At 66.5% G+C, this 4,038-nt stretch carries 2 protein-coding genes; one reads left to right on the top strand and one right to left on the bottom strand.

Annotated elements, in window-relative coordinates:
- Positions 1-222: 222 nt before the first annotated feature.
- Positions 223-2,178 carry a M61 family metallopeptidase gene (locus AC07NC_RS11045; protein ID WP_494569571.1) on the bottom strand — a complete coding sequence of 652 codons (1,956 nt, stop codon included), beginning with the start codon at positions 2,176-2,178 and terminating at the stop codon, positions 223-225.
- Positions 2,179-2,439: 261 nt separating this feature from the next.
- On the opposite strand from AC07NC_RS11045, the gene serS reads away from it, so the two are divergent.
- Positions 2,440-3,954, top strand: coding sequence for a serine--tRNA ligase (gene serS / locus AC07NC_RS11040; RefSeq protein WP_494569570.1), 1,515 nt, complete (start codon positions 2,440-2,442; stop codon positions 3,952-3,954).
- The last annotated feature ends 84 nt before the right edge of the window (positions 3,955-4,038 follow it).

Below are 4,038 nucleotides of genomic sequence, written 5' to 3'. Positions count from 1 at the left end.
CTCGCCTGATGCGGTGAACATCAGGCGGGCGTCCCGGATCAGGGGAAATCTAACCGATCAGCGACAAACAAGGACAGGTCGCGCCAGCGATCAGGAGGGGGCGACTCTGAAAGTAGGGATGACCGACCCAGCGTCTGACACCGAGTCGCCCCCACCTGGCGCTCGCTGACGCTCCCGCCTGTCCTCCCCATTCGCCTTCGCGAATGGGGAGGTGAGCCAGCATCAGCGCTTGCGGGGCGTCAGGATGTCGCCCAGGCGGTCGGGGGTTCCCTCGATCCGTTCCAGGCGCGGGTAGCGCAGGCCGTCGTGGTAGGGCAGGGCGACGGTCTTGTACTGGTCGCCGTCCTTGACGATCAGGGTCACGGACACGGCCGGATCCTTGGCGGCGGTGACGGCGGCGGCGATGCGGTCAGGGTTGGAGGCCTGGCCGTTGACGGCGACGATCTCCATGCCCGGGGCAAGGCCGGCGTCGAAGGCGGGGCTGCCCCACTGAACGCTGCCGATGGCGTTGTTCTCGCCCGTCTGGAAGCCCAGCGAATAGGTGAAGTCGTTGCGCTTGAACTCCCCGAACAGGGTCTTCTGATAGGCGGTCGGGGTCTCGCCATAGGCCAGGCGCCAGCCGCCGCGCGTCAGGCCGTCCAGAGGCGCATGGGCGTCCGGGCCGGTGGCGTCGAGGCGGGTGCGCAGGAAGGTCGCCCAGTCGTTGGCCACGACGCCGTTCAGGGCCGCCACCACGTCCTCGAAGGTATAGGGTGCGGGTTCGAAACTGCCGTCCTGGACGCCGTAGAAGGCCTTGGCGAAATCATCCAGCGACTTGCGGCCGTTCGTCTTCTCTCGGATCGTCGTGTCGACGTCGAGCCAAATCAGCTGGCCTTCCGAATAATAGTCCTCGTTCCGCTGCCAGGACAGCCAGCCCTTGGGCCGGCGCTGGCTGATGATCGGGTCGTTGGTCGTGTCCTGAAGCGCGCGCCACTGACGGCCGACGCGGGCGTCATAGGTCGCGGCGGTCATGGCCAGGGACTCCATCGCCTGGTCCTTGGTCAGCAGACCCGAGCGGGCGGCGATCACCTGCCCGTAATACTGGGTCTGGCCTTCATAGACCCATAGCAGACTGTTCTGCATCGGGCTGTTGAAGTTCGGGACGTACTGGTCGGCGGGGCGACGCCATTTGCCGTCCCACGAGTGGTTCATCTCATGGCTGAGCAGGTCGCGGTCGCCCAGATGCGTGTCCCAGCCGGTGAAGAACTCCGGATCGACCGCATTCTCGGAACTGCGGTGATGCTCCAGACCAATGCCGCCCAGCTTGTCGCTCATGGAGATCAGGAAGTCGTAGTGGTCGAAATGGCGGGCGCCGTAGAGGCGGTCCATCTGGACTACGAGGTTGCGCAGGATCTGGATCTGCTCGTCCGTGGCTTCCAGACTCTTGGCCTCGTCGGCGACGATATTGGCGCGAACCGGAGAGCGGCCGCCGGGGTTGAGGTCGATCTGGCGATAGTGGAGGCCGGCGAAGACGGGACTATCGACCAGGACTTCCAGGTTGACCGGCTTGAAGGTCTGGAGGTCGCCGGTCTTGGTCTCGGGCTCCAGCGCCGTGCCGAATTGCCAGCCGGTCGGGAACTTGACCTTGGGCTGGACCATGATGTTCCGCGACCAGTGGCCGGCGGGATAGAGCAGCATCTTTTCCCACTGGATGTTCAGCATCTCGGGCGTCATCGTCACCCGGCCTTGGTTGCCGGTGGTGGGCGACAGGTGCTGCATCCTGATCTTCAGCTCGGTCGCGCCGGCCGGAACGGTGATGTGGTAGGCGAAGGGGGACAGGGTGTCGCGCACCCATTCCACGCGCTGACCATTCGCCGTGATCTCGATCCCCGCCAACTGCACGATGGGCCCCACGGGGCCGTGGTTGCCCGGCAGCCATTCGGGGAAGAACAGGGTCATCGGCCCCGCCTGGGCTACCGGAATGGTCTCGGTGACGCCGAAGACGTGCTGGGCCAGGTTGGTGGCGTCGATATCCAGGGCGATCACGCCCGGATAGGCGACGTCCCGCGCCTCGGGGATCGGCGGCTGGGGCGCGGGCAGGGCGGGCGGATAGGTCGAAGCCTGCTGCGCCAGGGCGGCGGGCGCGGCCGAGACCAGCAGAAGGGCGAGGCCGGCGGCGCTCAGGCGGGATCGGATCATTGACGAGGTCTCATGCCGCTTGGGGAGGTTGCGACAGTCCGCCGCAGCGGCGGGGGCGTCAAGCCGGCGATGTCGGACTTTGGCGAAAACAGTCCGACGGGGGTAAGCCGGTGCAGGAATCGAGCCGGGAGTTCAAACCGACGCCGTCGTCGCGGGTCGCGCAAAAGGCTTAAGCGAGGTCCGGCGGCTTCCTGCCGTTGCCCGACTCCGCGCGGGCGGGTAGAGCGTTCGGCTTCTCCCGCCCAGCCGAAGTTTCAGACCATGCACGATATCCGAGCCATTCGCGAGAACCCCCAGGTTTACGTGGCCGGTTGGTCGTCGCGCGGGGTGGACGAGGCCGACGGGCTGGTGGCGGACATCCTGCGGCTGGACGCCGAACTGCGCCACGCCCAGACCACGGGCCAGGACGCCCTGGCCAAGCGCAACGCCGCCTCCAAGCTGATCGGCGCCGCCATGGGCAAGAAGGACATGGCCGAGGCCGACCGGCTGAAGGCCGAGGTCGAGGCGCTGAAGGGCGATATCGCGGCGGCGGCCGAGGTCGAGGCGCGCGTCGGCAAGGAACTGCGCGACCTGCTGGCGGGGTTGAAGAACCTGGCGGCCGAGGACGTGCCGGACGGCGAGGACGAGGCGGGCAATGTCGAGGTCTCGCGCTGGGGAACGCCGCGCGAGGGCGGCCCGGCCAAGGATCACGCCGACCTGGGCGAGGCCCTGGGGATGCTGGACTTCGAGGCGGCGGCGAAGATGTCGGGCGCCCGGTTCGCGGTGCTGAAGGGTCAGCTGGCCCGGCTGGAACGGGCCGTCGGGCAGTTCATGCTGGACCTGCAGACGGACCAGCACGGCTATCTGGAAGTGAACCCGCCGCTGCTGGTGCGGGATGAGGCGATGTTCGGGACCGGGCAGTTGCCGAAGTTTGAAGAGGATCTCTTCCAAACTTTTGGCGTTGATTGGGACGCTGTGAAAGAGGAGCGTTCATCCGGATTAGACTTGTTCTTTGCCGCTCAAAGGCTGGCAAAAGAGCATAAGGCGATAAAACTTTCTGAGGGAGGAACTGACGAGGACTGGGCGAACACCTTTATGGAGCAGGTGCAGCCGTATCTTGATCAGGTGAAGACCCAAGAGGATGACCGCATCCTAAATCTAATTCGGCGTGGTGAGCTATCAGAGCGCCGCTACCTCATCCCCACCGCCGAGGTCTCCCTGACCAATCTCGTGCGCGAGACCATCCTGTCCGAGGACGACCTCGCCACGCCGATGCGGATGACGGCGCTGACGCCCTGTTTCCGGGCCGAGGCGGGGTCGGCGGGGCGGGATACGCGCGGGCTGATCCGCCAGCACCAGTTCTCCAAGGTCGAGATGGTGTCGATCGCGCGGCCGGAGGACTCCGACGCCGAGCACGAGCGGATGACGGCCTGCGCCGAGGCGGTGCTGAAGGCGCTGGAGCTGCCGTTCCGGCGGATGCTGCTGTGCAAGGGCGACATGGGCTTCTCGGCGCAGAAGACCTTCGACCTGGAGGTCTGGCTGCCCAGCCAGGGGACCTATCGCGAGATCAGCAGCTGCTCGAACTGCGGCGACTTCCAGGCGCGGCGCATGGATGCGCGGTTCAAGCGGGCCGGCGAGAAGAAGACCGAGTTCGTCCATACGCTGAACGGGTCGGGTCTGGCGGTCGGGCGGACCCTGGTGGCGATCATGGAGAACTATCAGCAGGACGACGGGCGGATCGCGGTGCCGACGGTGTTGCAGCCCTATATGGGAGGTTTGACCCATGTGGGCGCCTAATCCTCCCCCCTTGGGGGAGGGGGACCGCGAAGCGGTGGAGGGGGCCTGCCGCCCCCGTGACGGTTCCGCCTTGGGCCCCCCAGG

The organism is Brevundimonas sp. GW821-FHT10A07, assembly GCF_059415785.1.
Note: the sequence above shows the minus strand (reverse complement) of the source record. Positions and strands in the feature narration are given on the sequence as shown.

Bases quoted from the DNA above. Each gene is read 5' to 3' on its own strand.
- AC07NC_RS11045 (WP_494569571.1), bottom strand. From the start codon at position 2,178: ATGATCCGATCCCGCCTGAGCGCCGCCGGCCTCGCCCTTCTGCTGGTC.
- serS (WP_494569570.1), top strand. From the start codon at position 2,440: ATGCACGATATCCGAGCCATTCGCGAGAACCCCCAGGTTTACGTGGCC.